This is a genomic window from Burkholderia lata, from assembly GCF_902499335.1.
In the GTDB taxonomy this organism is placed as follows: domain Bacteria; phylum Pseudomonadota; class Gammaproteobacteria; order Burkholderiales; family Burkholderiaceae; genus Burkholderia; species Burkholderia lata_B.
Window position 1 is genome coordinate 358,490 of record NZ_CABVQK010000006.1, and the last position, 18,316, is coordinate 376,805.

An 18,316-nucleotide genomic window follows, 5' to 3' on the forward strand; every position below is an offset into this window, starting at 1 on the left:
CTGCGCTAATCTTTCCAAGGATAACGGTATTGCTTAAGCGATACCGAGTCCCACATCTTCGGATTGCGACGATAAGCTTTTATCATGGCCGCGTTGCCCGCCTCTCCGAGACGAGTGAACCACCATACCTCCTTGAGTCCCTTGTGCTCGTCATCTTGCCATTCCAGATTCTCGATGTGGGTGCGGCAGGGCACTACGGGCGCCATACTCCTCGTCTTCGCGTTCTTATTCTTCCTCTTTTTCGCCGCCGCCTGAGCCGCCGCCCGCTCCCAGTCTTTCCAGGTGCACGGCCAGTATTCTGTCCACAGAAACCTCACCTTGTCCCCATATTCCTCTAGCAGCCGTCGGTCAGGATGGCCCTCCGAGTCTCCGCCATGTAAAACGTAGTAACTGCCGTCGTGCAGCAGGACGGCAGCGAGATTCTTGCCGCCGTTTTTGAGCTCAGGGTGTTTCGCCAAGTACTTTTTCACCTCGGCCCGCACGTTCTGCTCGACCGTCGGATCGTAGTGACCGAAGTAATGGGGATTCGGCTCGATCGGAATTCCTGAGAGCCCCAACGGATCGGACCAGCCCAATCCGTTCGGCGCATACGCGTAGAGGTCCACGCCACCCAGCAGCCGGATCGGATCGGGGCTCAGAAACTGGCCGATGGTGGAATCGTAGTAACGGTAGCGGTTATAGTGCAGGCCCGATTCAGCGTCGTAATACTGCCCTTGAAACCGCAGCGGTTGATCGAAAGCAGCCTTCATCCCGACGGGACTGACATTACCCCACGCCCCATAACGGCCCTCCCACACGATCGCACCAGAAAGGTCGGTAAGTCGCACCGGCGCGCCGTTGGGATCGAGATGGAAAACATACTGCGTCGCGAAAGCAGGCGCCAGAACCGGCAACGGCGTTGCCGCTTGCTGCTCTTCTCCGTCAGCTATAGGCCGATCGCTTTGCCGATACACGCATCGCATCGACGCCAATGGACGAAACGTTCCTGGATAGAAGACCCACTCGCGCGCCTCGACGTATTCATCCGGCGGCCCTGACGACATGCCAACGAGTCCATTCTCGCGAACTGGATGCAGGTCGGCAGTCGCGTCCGCCAATAGCCTGACGACGCTCTCATCGCCGTGCGTGAATTCCCCCACCAACGCATCACCTTCCCAGAAAAAACAGCAGGTGTGCGACCCGGTGGTCCAACCGGAGGCTGAGCCGGTCCCCGCGCCAGACTCGCGCTGGATCTGCGTGATCTTTCGGGTGCGCCGGTGGAACACGTCATACGCGTAGCGGGTATGGATGCGCAAGGTGCTGGTTGTCGGTCCGGCCGCCGGGCGCACCGTCAGCGTTTCGATCAGCAGCCCGTCACCGTCCCAGCGTATCAGCAGATCCTGTTCAGCGTCCAACTTACGCAACACGTTGCCCGTACGGTCGAACGTGTAGTGGCGGCCATCGTGCTCGCCCAAACGCATCCACGTGTCGGTTTCGGGCTGTTGGCCGAACACGCCGGTCCGATTGCCTTGACGAACCCGCATCTCCAACAAATCGCCCGCCGGGTCGTACAGGAAACGGTGCAGCTTACCGGTCGGGTCGAGGTGGCCCGTCAGCTTGCCCACCGGGTCGTAGTCAAAGCGCTCGATGCCGAGTCGGGAATCGCGCTTCTCGGTCATGTCGCCGTTGGCGTCGTAGGCGTATTCCGTGGCAAACAACTGTCCCGTACCACCCGCCACCGTTTGCCGGGACAATTGTCCATCCGGCGTATACGCGAGCTCGCGTCGCAATGCCTCGCCCAAGTGTTCGACGCAAACCCGCCCGAGCACGTCGCGTTCGAGCCTGATTGGCACGGCATCGTCAATCTGGATCGAAACGATCGCGCCGAGCGTGTCGTAGTTGTAGCGCACGGTGTGGGCGACCGTTGCGCCGCCCGTCGTGAGCTGCGTGCGGCGTTCGATACACCGACCAGTCGCGTCATACCGCCAGGCGATCACGAAGTCGTCGCCTTGCCGTTCTTCAATGAGACGACCGGCGGCGTCGTAGCTCAATTCGACCCGGCTGTCCGGATTTGCCGCGACGATCAATTGGCCACTGCGATCGTATGAGAACGTTTCGGTGCGGATGCCGTCGGCTTGCCGAGGGTCCGGCACCTGCATCTGCACGATGCGCCCGAGCGTGTCAGCCTGATAAACAATTGCCTGTCCCAGTGGATCGATACTGCGGTGCAGTTCACCCAGCGGGCCGTACTCGTAGCGGCGAGGTTGGCCCTGGTAATCAACCTCTTCCACAATCCGGCCCAAGCCGTCGCGCTTGAGCTGGTAGAGCTCGCCGCGCTCGTTGACAACACCGACCAGTTGTTCCTCGGTGTCGTAGCGGTATTCGACGACGTTTCCGTCCGGCGTCTGCCTTTTGCTGACCTGCCCTAGTGCCGAATACGCCATTTGTGTCAAGTTGCCGGCCGGATCCCGGTAGCGCACCAGATTGCCTTCGGCATCGTAGGTACAGTGGACCTCGCGCCCGCCCGGCTCGATAGCACGAATCAGATTGCTGCTGCGGTCATATTCGTAACGGCTTACCTGACCGAGCGCATTAATGACCTGACTCAGGTTTCCGAGCGCATCGTGCATGTACTGCGTGCGATGGCCAAGCGCATCGGTCAGCACCGCCAGATGGCCATCGTGATCGTACTCGAACCTGGTAACCGCGCCGCGTGGCCCCGTATGCGCGATGATCTGGCCGTTCTCGTCGTACACGTAATGATCGCTGTCCTGCAATGGCGTCGTCTGCGAGAGCAGGTTGCCCCGTTCGTCCCACGCATAGTGCCGTTGCCCGCCTGCGGGTTCTGTCACGCACACCGGCTTGTGGTCGGTGTTGTACTGCGCGCGCAGTGCGCCACCACCTGGCATGCTCTGCATGAGTAGATTGCCATAGGTGTCGTATTCCCAAGTGGTGGTACAGCCGATGGGATCCGTTTCCGCGCTCGTGCGCCCCTGCGCGTCGTACCGGTAAGTCGTTGCACCGCCAAGCGGATCGATCTGGGCGACCGGCATGCCACGTTTGTTGAATTGCAGGAGCGTTGTGTGCCCCAGGGAATTGGTGATGCGTGTTTCGTGATGCTCAAGGTCGTAGACAACGCGATAATCGGCAAGACCGTTGTCGCCCCACGCACGGTCGACGCGCCAAGTGCCATCATCGTGCCGCTGGTAGCTGTAGTAGAACGACACCCCTCGGGCACTGGTGTGGCGTATCATCCGGTGAGCGTCAGCATAGTCAAATTGGTGAGGTCGCATCATCGCATCGACGGCAGCGGTCAGGTTCCGCGCTTGGTCATGTTCATAGCCGACGAGCGGATGCGCTCGACCGTGGGTGTCGATCAGCGTCAATGCGGCAAGCAGGTCCGAAGGAATGTCGCTGCCGCTCGTGCATTCGATCACGCGCCCTGTCGTGACATCGCCCTTCCATTCGACCAGACGCTTGAGGCGTTGATCGAGCTGGCGCTCGAACGCCCATGCGTTACCGTTGAGGTCGGCCATGCGATCGACAAGTAATGGCAGCGTGGCATCTTCCGGAAAAACGTCGACGGTGCGCTGCCACTGTGCCAGCAACCTGAACTCGTACTCAATGTCGGCGCGTGTGCGCAGCACGAGCCGATCGTCGCGCCGGTACAGCGCGTGCCCATGCTGCCAGTCATACACACGGCCCGTCCAACCGCTCTCCGGAGGCATCGCGTCGAAAGCCGTCGCGTGGTCCGGGAAATGTGCAGATACGCCGATCCCGTCGTCGTTCCTCATCAGTTCGAGTCGGACGTCGGCGGGCGTCTGCCAACCCACGCCAATTGCGCCGGCATAAGTGTCGTGGCTGGCGTAATACCGGGCCCAGACGAGCGGCAAGCGCCCCGACACCGTGAAATCGTGCTGCTGTACCACCACTTCGCCGGTGATCATGTCCACCGGATCGGCTCCCAGGACATTGCAGCGCAGAAATCCGGGCTTTAGGTGCAGCTTGTCCGCAAGATTTTTCGCCCAATCGGAACCACGAAACGCCTTGAACAGCCCCACCGCAAGGGCGGCCATGTTCACGATCGGCGGCCCGCCCACAAAAACAGGCCTTCCCGCCGGAATCGGCAACATTACCGAACTCGGCATAGACGGATAGGTTCGATCCGTATGCGCGCTGTTATGCGGAGGCGGCTCCATGCCGACCGACCAGCAACTCAACGCCTCCAGCGCCATGTACGACATCGGATCGTTGTTGGCGAGCACCGTCTTGCTGCCCATGAACGATTCCCCGTCGTTCGACGGTTCAACTTCCTCGGGCGGCGGCGCAAACGATTCCCCGAGCGGGAAATGCAACCCCGGAACGTGATACGCATGCGTCCCCGCCGTGGCCCGCATCATCCCGTTCACAAAAATCGGCCTGCCGCTGCTGCCACCTGACCCGACGTTCGAGCCAAGATCGTCGCTGATGCGGTTCTTGAGCTTGTTGGCCTCTTTCGCCAGTTTCATTCCCTCGACGACAGTGGGGTCGTCCATGAGATCTGGTAGTTTGCCGCCACCGATCAGTTCATTGACCTGCTGGCTCGCTTCATCGGCGAGGTGTTCCAGCTTCGTCACATCTTCAGGGTGATCTTCGATGTACTCGGTTACCTTCTCCTGCACGATCATCATGGCAATGCAGCCGACCACGGCCTTTGCCGCCTGGATGTACTCGCGCAGATCGAGCATGAATCCGACGTGAGGATGCGGCAGGAACACCGGCGGCGTACCCGGCGTGACCAATACCGAGTGAACGTCGACACCGACAACGGGATCCAGATGCTTGACCGCGAGCAATCCCACTCAGCCCTCCCCGTTCAGCACCCACCACGCAACGCAGCGACCTTCTCGCTCAACGCGTTGCGTCGTCGGTCCATCGCACCCAGTTGCGACACCATCCACTCGACAACCATCGGCAGATTGCTGTTCGCCCGCATCGGCTCGTCGATCATCAACCCCGCATCGAGCGCATTGAACCCGGCCTCCAGCGCATGTTCGCGCTCCCCTGCCCGTTCCCAGCACACGGCACTCATCCGCCAGGCCTCGACCGTCATCAGCCCGTCCTTCGCCGCCGCAGTCGACGCCGCCGCACGCTCGTAGCAATAAGCCGAGTGCGCATAGTCCTTGTGCGTCAGATGCACGCTCGCCTCGCCGAACAACCCGTTCGCAACCAGCTTGTGCCCAGCCGGATGCCCGGCTTCAACCGCGCGCATGCCGCTGCTGGCGGCGCTCTGGTAAGCGCCGATCGCCCGCTCCCGATCCCGCCACTTCAGATAGGCGGCCCCTGCAATCAGATGCACGACGACACATTGATCGAACCACTGCTCGCGCTCAGCCACCTTCAGCGCCGCCGCACGCAGTTCCTCCAGACGGGAAGGATTACCGCCTTCGATCATCTCGGTCAGCATCACGAAGTGCCGTCGGAACTCACCGCTCGGCCCGCGCTCGCCCGATTCCGCCAGCAGTTCGCGCGGCACGCTCGCCATCGAATACTTGCCGTGCACGACGCGCACCGCCGCGCGATGCCGTTGCATCAACGCAGCAAACGGCGCGATATCGATACGAGGTACGACAAAGCGCACACGCTCGGCCAGCTGCGGCGCGACCGCAATGATCGACAGCAAATCGTCCATCCATCGCACCCATGCCGTGTCATCCCGCACTTTCACCGGTTCCAGCACGAACACCATCGCCGGGAAAATATCCGGATGGTGCTGCATCAGGCTGTTGGTCACTGCGAACAGATACAGCACGGGATTCTTGCCGTCGTCGTACGGCGCCTGCCAATCCGCACGTATGCCCTGCGCATGGGACGCCTCACGCCGGCTGTTGTAGAACGCAATCAGTTCTTCCGTCAGCGCCGTCGCATAACCCGATTCGTTGACGAACGACGCCCGCATCGTCCTGACCGCGCACGACGTTTCATCCTGAACCTGGAAATACAGCCGCACGAGTTCCGCATCCGTCTCGTCGGTCTGCCAGATCATCAAGCGCGCGTCCTGCTCTTTCGCGAAACTCATCCAGTCCGTGTGCGCGTCCATGAACCTGCGCTCCACCGGATTAGTCGGCTGCCAGTTCTGCATTCGCGCGGATCTCCGTCACGGATTCAGTTTCAGGACGGCGCCTTCGACCGTGTGCTCCGCGGTCGCCGACGACGTCACCGTCTTGCCGTTCACACTGTGCGTATTCGTGCCGGTCGATGCGACGTTGACACCCTGGATCGTGATCGTGCCGTCGCTCTTCATCACGATGCTGGACATCCCGCAGACGAGCGAAAGCTGATCGCCGGCGTTGACGAACACCTGATGCTGCACATTCGTCGTATGGTTCGCACCGACGTTGACCGTGTGTTCGCCGCCGACCGTGTGCGTATGCGCGTTCGCGATCGTCGACGTTCGCGTGCCGATCTCTTCGGTATGCGCGGACGCAACCAGCGTTTTCATGTCCTGCGACGTCGTCTGATACATCTGTCCGACGTTCAGCGTCTTGGCTTCGCCGATCGTTTCGGTCTTGCCTTTCGCGACCGTCTCGGTATGCACGCCACCGATGGTCGCATCACGATTCGCGGAGATGGTCACGGTTTCGTTCTTCCCGACCGTCCGCGTCCGATTTCCCCCCACCCCATGCGTCTCATCTATCCCAATCTGCGCAACCCGGTTCTGCCCGATATTCACCGTCTCGTTCTGGCCCACGCTCCGTTGCCGGTTGTTCTTCACCTGCATCGTTTCGTCGTTCCCGACCGTATGCGTATGGTTGTTCCCGACCGACAGCGTGTGATCGGCTTCCGTCTCCGCATCGAAATTCCTTTCCGCGTGCATCCACAGCTGCTCGGCGCCCTTCTTGTCTTCGAACCGGAACGCATTTGCATGGTCGGTCGTCCCGCCCGGTGACGAACGCGACAGCAAGCCGCTCTGCGTCGCACTACCCGGCAGCCCCCACGGCGGCATCCTCTCGCCGTTGAAAACCCGCCCGGTGACGATCGGCTCATCCGGATCGCCATTGAGAAAATCGACCACCACCTCATCGCCCACCCGCGGAATCTGCACACCCCCGAATCCACCCCCAGCCCAGGGACTTGACACCCGCACCCAGCACGATGAATCCTGGTTGCTCTGCCCATACCGATCCCAGCGGAACTGCAGCTTCACGCGCCCATACTGGTCGGTCCAGATTTCTTCCCCCGGCGGCCCGACCACAGTGGCGGTCTGCGGCCCGTTGGTACGCGGCCGCGGCGTATCGCGCGGCGACCGGTAAGGCAGGCTCGACGGCTGCACGAGCATCATCGTCTGATGCACGACCGCCTCCGCGCCCGGATCGCTCGCATACGCGTTCTCCTGAAAACGGTACTGGCACCTCACGATCAGGTACTCGCGGTTCTGGTCCGCGCGCGGGCAGTGTTCGAGCGTGAACAAATAACCGGGCGAGGCACCCCGCACGTCGGTATCGGCGCTCGCCCGTTCATGTTCGGCCTGCTGTTCCTCGAGCCGCACACGGCTGTAATGCGCACCGGGCGCATCGTCGCGATAACCGCCCGGCCATTCGAACGAAGCAAAGCTGTCGTGATCATGCCCACGCGGATCGACCTTCTGCGACGAAAGATCGGCGCGCGGCTTCGTATAGTCGTAGTCGGTGGTCTGGTGCCGGCCGACGCTCACCTCCTGCGCGGGCAGCCAGCCGTCGATGTGCTCCTCGTCGGCGATTGCGGTGCGGTCGCGTGCGATGTACGGAATCGTCTCGTAGCCGGGCAGCACGGTGTGCGACGACATCGCGTCGCCGAGCATCAGCGTATGCGTATCCTCCGCGTGCCGGAACCAGAAGTAGATCCCCTCGAACTCCATCAGCCGCGACACGAACGCGGCATCGGTCTCGTTGTACTGCACGCAATAGTCGCGTGGCACATACGATTCGGCGAGGTGGTTCTCGATCGGAAAGCCGTACGTCGACAGCACCTCCTGCACGATCTCGGGCACCGTCTTGTTCTGGAAGATCCGGCAATCGGAGCGGCGCGTCGCGAGCCACAGCCACGGGCGCACGATCAGCTCGTAGCCGTAGTACCGCTCGGCGCGTCGCCCGGCGAGCGATGCGCGCGCAACGATCCCGTTCAGGTAGCGGGGCGACAGGTCCTGCTGTTCGATCCTGACCGTCACGGGCTTGCCGAGCATGTCCTTCAGCGACAGGCTGTGACTGTCGGCAAGCGCCTCGATCCGGAATTCGAACAGGCGGCCGAGTTCGTCGCTGCCGTCGAGCGTATGAAACTTGAGGTCGTCGCCGTGCGGGCTGTCGAGTGTGAATACGCGATTCAAGTCGTTTCCTCCTCGTCGAACCGGTATGCGAATTCGCCGTCGTCTGCGCTCAGCTCGATCGACGACAGTGTGCGGCCCTCGAGCGTGGCCTGCAGGATCGCGCGGCCGATGCGCGGCATCACGGTGTGCGTGAGGATCGCGTCGACCATCCGGCCGCCGGATTCGATCGTCCGGCAACGCTCGACGACCAGCGCGGTCGCCGCGTCGGTGCAGCGCAGCCGGATGCCGTGATGCGCGTCGATCCGCTGCTCGATCCGCCGCAACTGCAATGCGACGATCCGCGCGAGTGTCGCGTCGGTGAGCGGGTAGTACGGCACGACGGTCAACCGGCCGAGCAGCGCGGCGGGAAACACGTCGAGCAGCGGCGCGCGAAGCGCATCGGCGAGCGTCTGCACGTCGGGCAGGCGCTCGGGATCGCGGCACAGCTGCATCACGCGATCGGCGCCGACGTTCGAGGTCAGCAGGATCACCGTATGCCGGAAATCGATGTCGCGCCCTTCGCCGTCCTCCATCCAGCCCTTGTCGAATACCTGGAAGAAAATCTCGTGCACATCGCGGTGTGCCTTCTCGATCTCGTCGAGCAGCACGACGCTGTACGGGCGGCGGCGCACGGCTTCGGTGAGCACTCCGCCCTGCCCGTAGCCCACGTAGCCGGGCGGCGCGCCCTTCAGCGTCGATACGGTATGTGCTTCCTGGAACTCGCTCATGTTGATGGTGATCGCGTTGTGTTCGCCGCCGTACAGCGTGTCGGCCAGCGCGAGCGCGGTCTCGGTCTTGCCGACGCCGGACGGCCCGCACAGCAGGAACACGCCATGCGGTTTCTTCGGATCGTCCAGCCTGGCGCGCGCGGTCTGGATGCGCTCGGCGATCAGTTCGACCGCGTGCTTCTGGCCGACGACGCGTTCGCCGAGCGTATCGGCGAGCTTCAGCACGGCCTGCGTTTCGTCGCGCACCATGCGGCCGAGCGGAATGCCGGTCCAGTCGGCCACGACGGCGGCCACCGCGTGCGTGTCGACGGCGGGCAGCACGAGCGGCGCGTCGCCCTGCAAGTCGGCCAGCGCCTGCTGCGCGGCCGACAGACGGGTTTGTGCCGCGGTGCGCGCGTCGGCGTCGAGCGCATGCGACGGATCGTCGTCGAGCAGCAATGCGCGGGCGTCGACGATCGCGGTCAATGCGTCGCGTTCGGTCTGCCAGCGCGTGTCGAGCCGGTCGAGTTCGGCTCGGGCGGCGGCAATGTCGTGATCGATCGCGTCGCGCCGCGCGATATCGCCGGTGCCGAGCGCGCATTCGCGTCCGATCCGCTCCTGTTCGACGCGCAGGCTGTCGATCTGGCGGCGCGCATCCTCGATCGGCGCGGGCACCGCGTGCTGGCTGACGGCGACACGCGCACAGGCCGTATCGAGCAGGCTGATCGCCTTGTCCGGCAGCTGGCGCGCCGGAATGTAACGGTGCGACAGCGTGACGGCTGCTTGCAGCGCGTCGTCGAGCACGAGCACGCGGTGGTGGGCCTCGAGCTTTCCGGCGAGGCCTCGCAGCATCGTCAGCGCGGCCGCTTCTTCCGGTTCGTGCACGTGCACGAGCTGGAAACGCCGCGTGAGCGCCGGGTCCTTCTCGATGTACTGCTTGTACTCGGACCAGGTGGTCGCACCGATCGTGCGCAGCAGGCCACGGGCGAGCGCGGGCTTCAGCAGGTTCGCGGCGTCGCCGGTGCCGGCGGCCCCGCCCGCGCCGACGAGCGTGTGGACTTCATCGATGAACAGGATCGCGGGCCGCTCGGACGACATCGCCTCGTCGATCACGCCGCGCAACCGGCTCTCGAACTCGCCCTTCACGCTCGCGCCGGCCTGCAGCAGCCCGATGTCGAGCAGATACAGCGCTACGTCGCGCAGCGACGGCGGCACGTCGCCGGAGGCGATCCGCAGCGCGAAGCCTTCCGCGACGGCCGTCTTGCCGACGCCTGCCTCGCCGACCAGCAGCGGGTTGTTCTGCCGGCGCCGCAGCAGGATGTCGACGATCTGGCGAATCTCCGGATCGCGCCCGATCACTGGATCGATCTCGCCGGCCCGCGCGCGGGCAGTCAGGTCGACGGCGAAACGCGCAAGTGCAGAACCGTCGGTGGCGGCGGCGGTCGCGCCGCGCATCGCCATATCGCCGCCCGGCACCGTCTGCCCGGCCGGTGGCGCCTCCGGCGAGCCTTCGACGATCGATTCGAGCGCGTCGGCGAGCACGTCCGGCACGACGCGCTCGAATTCGCGCGTGATCGCCACCAGCACGTTGCGCAACTGCGGCGTTTTCAGGATCGCGAGCAGCAGCACCGCGCCGCGAATGCGCGTCGCGTCGTACTTCAGCGTCGCGTACACCCATGCGCGCTCGACGGCGTCGTCGATATGCACGGACAGATCCGACACCGAGCCCGCGCCACGCGGCAGCTTGTCGAGCGCGGCAACCAGCCCGCGGTCGAGCGCGGCGTCATCGATCCCGAAGTGGCGCAGCACGCGCTGCAGGTCGCCGTCGGGCCGCTGCAGCATCTGCTTGAACCAGTGCGCGAGCTCGACGTACGGATTGCCGCGCAGCCGGCAGAAGCCGGTTGCCTGCTCGAGCGACTCGTAGAGAAACGGATTCAGTTTTCCGAACAGGTTGGCGCGACCGATATCGGACATGGCGATTCCCGTTTAGGTGGTTTCGCGATGAAGGGGGGCGCCGCCGCTCCGCACGTCGTAGCGGACGACGAGGTCACGTGCGGGGCCCGGCTGGAGCCGCTGCCCGAGCCATGTGGTCCGGCCGACGCCCTGCCGCGCGCCGAGCGCGATCGCAGGCACCGCGTCGGCCGCCAGTTCGAGCTGCACGTCCCAGTCGAACTCGATGCCGACGTATTCGCGCACCCATTGCGCGAGCTGCCGGGCATGCGGGCCGCCCGGCAGGAAGCGGCGGTAAGCGTCAAGCGACAGCGGGCCGAGCACGATCCGGAAGCGAGATTGCGCATCGCGCACGGCAACACCGAGCGCGACGGCGCCGACCCGCAACGTCGGCCGCGTCGCGCGGATCGTGCAGCGCTGCGAAGGTTCGATCGCGACCCACTGCGGCACGTGCTCGACGATGCGGGCCTCGACACCAAAATGCCGGCGCAGAATCTGCACGAGCCCTTCCGGGTTGCGCGTGTGCCGTACGAGATGGCCCGCATGGAAATAGCGCGCATGCGGTGCGAGCGTGTCGGCGTCGGCGTCGGTGTCCGCTTTCGCGGCCGGCTTGTCACCATTCGCCGCCCGCCCGATCAGGCTCGCGACATAGCCGTCGAACCGTGCGCGCTCCGGGCGATCGAGGCTCACGGTCGGCTGCGCGTCGGCCCACGCGCGGTAGAACAGCAGGATCAGCCGGTGATGGAACAGGTCGGCGAATGCGGCGAACGTCGGGTCGTCGTGCTGCGCCGCGCGTTCGTGCGCGTATTCGGTCAGGTGCGTCGGCAGCGGCCCGTTCGGGCCGAACAGCCCGAACCCGTGGATCGCGATGCGTGGCGGCATGCCGCTGGCCTCGTCGCTCACGCCGGCCAGCATCGACGCCGCGAATGCGAGCGACGGCTGCTGCCCGAGCCGCACGGGTTCATCGCGCGGCCGCGTGGCATGGCCCAGCGGCGCGCGGCCGGGCGACAGCGCATCGAGCCAGCGCAGCGCCTGGAACAGGTCGTAACCGTGCGGCGCGGAGCGCAGGCGGGCCCACCACGCGTCGCGGCGTGCGGCTTCGGCGGCGGGCCCGGCACCCGGTGTCATGTCGCGCTTCATATCGCGGGCCGCCTGCCGATGCGCGCCGGCCAGTGCGCGAGCGTGCCGCGCTGCGCGCTGGTCAGCACGCATTCGGCAAACGCGTTGATCGACACGTGGCGCGCGAAGAACTGTTCGAGCACCGCGCCGAGCAGGAACGGGCTGTCACCGGAGAACGCATGGTCGTCGACGGTCACGTCGACCTGCACACCGCGCCCGAACATCAGAGGGCCGGACGCCGGCAGCCGGCGGAATACCGGCGAGAACGCCACGCGCAACACGCCGTCGATCTGCCGGCGCATTGCGGCGTCGGCCGGGTCGGCGTGCAGACCGAGCAGTTCGCGTAGCGCATGCGCGCCTTCGTCGTCGTCGAGATCGGTCAGCGTGTGGCGTGCGAGCCCGAGATGGCGGATCAGCCGCCACGCGGTTTGCGCGTCGGCGATCGGCGGGCGCGGCCGCGACGGGCCGCGGATCGCGACGATGCTTTCGACGGGGGCCGACACGCGCAGCGTGAACGTGTTCGCGTCGCCGGGCGGCTGCAGCAGCACGAGATCGCGGTTCGTGCACAGCGTATCGGCCGCCAGGTAGCGCATCGTCTCGTCGTACGGCGCGCACTGGCTGTCGACGAGCGACACGTAGGTTTCGCTGCCGACGTAGCCGGTGCGCGTGCCGCTCGCGCGCGCCTGTGAGGAGACGAGCCTCGGTTCGCGCCGCACCGTGTAGTACGCGCCATGGTTACCGTCGTCGCTCGCGAACGACGCATGAAACGGCCGGAATTCGCGCGACCGGCCGTCGTCGCGCTGCTCGCTCGCGAGCCGCTGCACCGCATAGACCTCGTAGTCGAGCGGCCGGCTGCGATCGACGACGACATGGTGCTCACGCGCGCCCGGTTGCAGCGGAATGCGGTCGGCGCGGCGCGCGAACAGGTTCACGGCCGGCGTGCAGTTGAGCGCGAGGTGTTTCGCGCTGACGGCCGCTTCGAGCGCCGCGTCGTGGCGGTCGAACAGCACGGTCAGCTCGAATTCGTCGCCGGTCGCGCGCGCGAGCGCGGCACGCAGCCCGCCGATGCTGAAGAACAGGAAGCGCGCCGGGAACGCGAAATACTCGCGCAGCAGCCGGTAGCCGTGGAAGCTGCGGCCGTCGTCGGGCAGGATCGCCTGCGCGGGATCGAAGCCTTCGTGGACGATCTCGTCCGCGTCGAGCGTATGCAGCCAGCGCGGCGGCTGCGACGGATCGTGGCACACGACGCCGAGCGCATGCGCGGCGATCAGTTCGAGCAGGTGCAGCGCGTCGCGCTCGGGGCCCGCGAGATGGAACGTCAGCCGGTCGAGCGGCAACTGGGCAAGTTTGGCGCCACCGCGCGCCTTCAGCCGGATGCGTAGTGCGCCGCGCACGTCCTGCCGCGCGGCGAAGGCGCCACGCGGCAGCCACGACGGCGCACCGGTGACGGTCGCATCGGTCAGTTCGAGCGGCCACAGCGTCAGGTCATGCGCGGTGCGGAATTCGCATGCGGTCTGCTCGGACGCTGCTGGACGCGCGCGCAGCGCGGTGCCGGCCGGCAGCCGCCAGCCTTGCGCGAGGCTGCCTTCGTTCAGCATCGGCGCGAACCGCACGATCGCCATCGACGGCAGCGGCGCGATATAGCCGGGATACACCGCATCGAGCAGCGCCTGCGTGAAGCGCGGAAACTCGGCGTCCATCTTGAGCTGCACGCGCGCGGTGAGGAAGCTGAAGCCTTCGAGCAGCCGCTCGACGTACGGATCGGGCGGCCCCGATTCATTGAGCCGCAGCCGCGCGGCGACCTTCGGGAACTGCTGCGCGAATTCGCCGCCGAGCTCGCGCAGGTACGCGAGTTCGCGGTTGTAGTAGTCGAGCAGGCGCGTATCCATCGCGTCAGGCCCCCGTCACCGATTGCAGCGACATCGCGCCCGTTTCGAGATCGAGGTCGGAGCGCAGCACGAATTCGAGCGGATGCGGGATCGACCACAGCGTGCCGCGAATCTCGAACAGCAGCACGTTGTGGCGCCGCTCGCCGGCGCGGCCGCCGGGTGCGTCGATCACGCTGCGGACGTCGACGCTGTCGGGCGCGATGCGCGGCTCGAAGCGGATGATCGCGTCACGGATCGATGCCTCGACCGACATCCGCTCGACGCCCGACATCGGCTTGCCGACGAGCGGCCGCATCCCGTAGTTGAGCACCGACGCCTGCGCGCGCGGGAACGCCGACCAGTCGACGAAGCCGTCCTCGGCGTTGCGCGTGTTGAGCAGCCACGCGAGATCGCGCAGCACGGCCGCGCGCAGGCGTTCGGTGCCGATCCACTGCGCGCCGGGCGCTTCGGTCGCGCGCTGCGGCGTGTCGTCGGTGAGCCGGTCGAGCAGCGCGGGCTGGAGCCGGTCGCGCAGGCTACGCTCCCGGCCGTCGCGGGTTCGCGGGTCGTCCATGGTCGTCTCCGCGCCGTCACATCTCGGTGTTTTCCTTGATGTTCCAGCCGACGGTCACCTCCGCGCCCTTGCCGCCGTTGTCGTTCTGCTGCCAGTACTGCTTCTTCACCTTCGCGGCCTGGAAGCCGTAGTGCATCATCAGGCGGTCGGCGACGTCGCCCGGATCGATGCCCGCGACCTGCGCGGACGTGACGAGCACTTCCTGCAGCGTCACGCGCATGAACTCGACCTGCGTGCCGCCCGTCTTGCAGGCGGATATCTCGACCGTCGAAAGGTGCTTGCCGTTCGCACAGTTCTTGATGATCGCGGGCGCGCCCTTGTCCATGTACGCGGCGACGACGAGATCGTTGAAGCTCGCCTTGCCCGCGTTGCCGCCGCTGCCGCTCGCCATCGCGCCCGGCTGGCTCGCGCCCCACGTGAACGACTGGATGTCGGTCCAGCCCTTGTGCTGGGCGTCCGCCGATTCGCCGGTCACGCCGTCCACCTTCATAAACATTGCCACGCCCATTGCCGTCTCCGTTTCAGTGCGATGTCAGGATGAATGCCGCGTTGAATGCCGATCGTTGCCTGCTCCGCCGCTCACTCGTTGGCCGCCTTCGCGGTCGGCAGCCGCGAGATGAGCCGCAGCGACACCGTGAGCCCTTCGAGCTGGTAGTGCGGCCGCAGGAAGAATTTCGACGTGTAATAGCCGGGGTTGTCCTCGACCTCGTCGACGACCACCTGCGCCGCCGCGAGCGGCTTGCGCGCCTTGGTTTCCTGCGACGAATTGATGGGGTCGCCGTCGACGTAGTTCATGATCCAGTCGTTCAGCCAGCGCTCCATGTCGTCGCGTTCGCGGAACGAGCCGATCTTGTCGCGCACGATGCACTTCAGGTAATGCGCGAAGCGGCAGCACGCGAACAGGTACGGCAGGCGGCCGGACAGCCGTGCGTTCGCGGTCGCGTCGGGATCGTGGTACTCGGCCGGCTGGTACAGCGACTGCGCGCCGATGAACGCCGCGAAATCCGAGTTCTTCCGGTGCACGAACGGCATGAAGCCGTTCTTCGCGAGCTCGGCCTCGCGGCGGTCGCTGATCGCGATCTCGGTCGGGCATTTCTGGTCGACGCCGCCGTCGTCGGTCGGGAACGTGTGGCTCGGCAGCCCTTCGACCGCCCCGCCCGATTCGACGCCGCGGATCGACGAACACCAGCCGAACTGCTTGAACGAGCGGTTGATGTTCGCGGCCATCGCGTATGCCGAGTTCGCCCACGTGTAGCGGTCGTGGTTCGCGGCGTCGGTGTCTTCCTCGAAGTCGAATTCGTCGACCGGGTTGGTGCGTGCGCCGTACGGCAGCCGCGCGAGAAAGCGCGGCATCGCGAGGCCGACGTAGCGCGAATCCTCCGACTGCCGCAGGCTGCGCCACGCCGCGTATTCGGTGTTCTGGAAGATCTTCGTCAGGTCGCGCGGGTTCGACAGTTCCTGCCACGAATCCATCTGCATCAGCTCCGGCGACGCGCCGGCAATGAACGGCGCGTGCGCGGCCGCCGCAATCTTCGACAGCTCGCCGAGCATCTCGACGTCGGGCGGGCTGTGGTTGAAATGGAAGTCGCCGACCAGGCAGCCGAACGGCTCGCCGCCGAACTGTCCGTATTCCTCTTCGTAGATCTTGCGGAACAGCGGGCTCTGGTCCCACGCGACGCCCTTGTAGCGCTTCAGCATCCGCGCGACCTCGTTGCGCGACGCCGGCAGCGCCTTGATCTTCAGCAGCTCGTCGGTCTCGGTGTGCGTGACGAGGTAATGCAGCCCGCGCCACGCGCCTTCGAGCGTCTGGAACTCGTTGTGATGGAGGATCTGGTTGATCTGCTCGGACAGCTTGCGGTCGATCTCCGCGATGATCTGCTTCACGCTGCCGTACGCATCGGTCGTCATGCCGACCGTATGTTCGAGCGCCTGCTGCGCGAGCGTGCGCACCGCGCGCTCGACCGATTCGCGCGCCTCGGCCGTCTTCGGCTTGAACTCCTTCTGCAGCAGCGCGGCGAATTCGTCGTGCGCAAACGCAGGTTGCGCGGCCTCGCGCGCGTCGACGCGGGATTGGACGGGATCATTCATCGCGGGCCTCCGGTTGGGTCGCGTCGCCGCCCTGCGCGGGCTCGTGCGGGTTGCGCACGAGGGTCTTCAGCAGGTCGGGATCGTTGATCGCGCGCTCGATCAGTTGCTCGGCGCCGTGCTTGCCGTCCATGTACGACAGCAGGTTCGACAGCTCGGTGCGCGCTTCCAGCAGCCGGCGCAGCGCGTCGACGTTGCGCGCGATCGCGGCCGGCGAGAAATCGTCGATCTGCTCGAACGTCATGTCGACGTTGAGCATCCCCTCGCCCGTTAGCGTGTTCGGCACCTGGAACGCGACGCGCGGCGCGACCGATTTCATCCGCTCGTCGAAGTTGTCGACGTCGATCTCGAGAAACTTGCGCTCCGGCAGGTCGGGAAGCGGCTCGGCACGCTTGCCCGCCAGGTCCGAAATCACGCCCATCACGAACGGCAATTGCACCTTGCGTTCGGCGCCGTAGGTCTCGACGTCGTACTCGATCTGCACGCGCGGGGCCCGATTGCGCGCGATGAACTTCTGTCCGCTGCCCGCCGCCTTGGTTCTGTCCGTCATCGTCCACTCCTTCACATCGATCAGGTTGCGCAGTCCGTCGCCGCCGCCCGCATGGCGGCGCCTTTCGTTCGTTTCATTCGCTTCGCTCGCCGCTCAGCAGGTCCAGCTTCGGCAGGCTCTCCGGCGCGAGATCGCGGATGATTTCGTAGAAGTCGAGCGTGAGCAGCCGCTGGGCGCGCCGCAGCAGCAACGGCGCGGGATGGCTCGGCTCGTGCTGCTCGAAATAGCGGCACATCTTGTCGAGGCCGATGCGCACGTCGTCGCGGCTCGTGATCTCGGCATCGCGCCACGCGTGGGCGTTCGGCATCGCTGCCGCTGTGGTTGCTGAGGGTCTGGCCTGCGACACGTCGCCGGGCGCGGCCTGCTGCACGTCGGGTGAGACCGGTTGCGGCTCGGTCAGCGGCACGTCGCGCACGATCCGCTGCAGCGCCTTCTCCGCATCGCCTTCGTCGGGCGCCCATTCGCGGCCCAGCCTGTCCGTCACGCACACGCGGATCGCATCCAGCGCGTGCAGTGCCGCACGCGCCGCGTCGAGCGGCGTCGTGCCGTCGCCGCGCGTGGCCGACAGCGCGGCCAGCAGGCTTTCGCGGCTGCCGGCCACGGGGCTGCCGGTGTCGTCGCGGCCGTCGAGCAGCCGTTCGGCGTCGCGCACGCTCGGCCCGCCGTCGAACAGCGGCTGGCGGCGTGCCGCGCGTGCGCAGTCGTGCGCGCCGGCTACCTCGGCGAGCGCGTTCATCCGCGGCGTCGGGTCGTGTTCGCCGTCCGCGTCGAGCCGCGGATGCAGGTCGTCCCAGCGGCGCTCGAGCAGGTTCGCGACGAGCGTGAGCGCATCCGCATAGCCGGGAATGCCGTGTTGCTCGGTCCAGCTTCGCGCAAGACAGGCAATGACGCGCAGGTCCTTCGTTCGCGCGGACAGCGCCAGCGCGAGCCGCTCGACCGCGCGCCAGTCGGGCGCTTCGGCCGGGATCACGGTGTCGCCGTACTGCTGCTCGGCGCGCGGCGTCGCGCGCTCCTGCAACTGCAGGAACTCGGCGTCGTACTCGAGGTTCGCGCCGCACGGCGCATCGGGCGCGACATCCGCGAGCAGCTGGCCGATCAGGTCCGCGCGCGGCGTCGCCGGCATGCCGGGCGGCACCGTGGACAATGCGGCGGCCAGCGCCGCCT

Annotated in this window: 11 protein-coding genes; all 11 read right to left on the bottom strand. The window is 66.0% G+C overall.

Annotated features, from left to right (window positions below):
* Window positions 1-5 precede the first annotated feature (5 nt).
* Entirely contained in the window at window positions 6-4,820 is a 4,815-nt protein-coding gene (locus BCO18175_RS17370; RefSeq protein WP_174982744.1) for an RHS repeat-associated core domain-containing protein, read from the bottom strand.
* Window positions 4,821-4,834: 14 nt separating this feature from the next.
* Complete coding sequence (locus tag BCO18175_RS17375; RefSeq protein ID WP_174982748.1) at window positions 4,835-6,100, bottom strand: hypothetical protein; 1,266 nt, start codon at window positions 6,098-6,100, stop codon at window positions 4,835-4,837.
* A gap of 15 nt (window positions 6,101-6,115) precedes the next feature.
* Complete coding sequence (tssI, locus tag BCO18175_RS17380; protein WP_174982750.1) at window positions 6,116-8,320, bottom strand: type VI secretion system Vgr family protein; 2,205 nt, start codon at window positions 8,318-8,320, stop codon at window positions 6,116-6,118.
* Window positions 8,317-10,980 carry a type VI secretion system ATPase TssH gene (tssH, locus tag BCO18175_RS17385; RefSeq protein ID WP_174982752.1) on the bottom strand — a complete coding sequence of 888 codons (2,664 nt, stop codon included), beginning with the start codon at window positions 10,978-10,980 and terminating at the stop codon, window positions 8,317-8,319. The genes tssI and tssH overlap by 4 nt, the downstream gene beginning before the upstream one ends.
* Window positions 10,981-10,992: 12 nt before the next feature.
* Window positions 10,993-12,084, bottom strand: coding sequence for a type VI secretion system baseplate subunit TssG (gene tssG / locus BCO18175_RS17390; RefSeq protein WP_254608116.1), 1,092 nt, complete (start codon window positions 12,082-12,084; stop codon window positions 10,993-10,995).
* An 8-nt stretch (window positions 12,085-12,092) separates the two neighbouring features.
* Complete coding sequence (tssF, locus tag BCO18175_RS17395; protein WP_174982756.1) at window positions 12,093-13,964, bottom strand: type VI secretion system baseplate subunit TssF; 1,872 nt, start codon at window positions 13,962-13,964, stop codon at window positions 12,093-12,095.
* Window positions 13,965-13,968: 4 nt separating this feature from the next.
* Window positions 13,969-14,517 (bottom strand): type VI secretion system baseplate subunit TssE, encoded by a 549-nt coding sequence (tssE, locus tag BCO18175_RS17400; RefSeq protein WP_174982758.1) that lies wholly within the window; start codon window positions 14,515-14,517, stop codon window positions 13,969-13,971.
* Between the two features lie 16 nt (window positions 14,518-14,533).
* A complete protein-coding gene (locus tag BCO18175_RS17405) occupies window positions 14,534-15,025 on the bottom strand; it encodes an Hcp family type VI secretion system effector (RefSeq protein ID WP_011355189.1) in 492 nt (163 codons plus the stop codon).
* Between the two features lie 71 nt (window positions 15,026-15,096).
* Entirely contained in the window at window positions 15,097-16,605 is a 1,509-nt protein-coding gene (tssC, locus tag BCO18175_RS17410) for a type VI secretion system contractile sheath large subunit (RefSeq protein WP_174982759.1), read from the bottom strand.
* The gene (gene tssB / locus BCO18175_RS17415; protein ID WP_011355191.1) at window positions 16,598-17,152 is read right to left on the bottom strand and encodes a type VI secretion system contractile sheath small subunit; all 555 of its coding nucleotides are present in this window, start codon (window positions 17,150-17,152) and stop codon (window positions 16,598-16,600) included. Before tssB ends, tssC begins: the two co-directional genes overlap by 8 nt.
* A 73-nt stretch (window positions 17,153-17,225) precedes the next feature.
* Window positions 17,226-18,275: a type VI secretion system protein TssA gene (tssA, locus tag BCO18175_RS17420; RefSeq protein WP_174982946.1), complete on the bottom strand. Its 1,050-nt coding sequence runs from the start codon at window positions 18,273-18,275 to the stop codon at window positions 17,226-17,228.
* Window positions 18,276-18,316 lie beyond the last annotated feature (41 nt).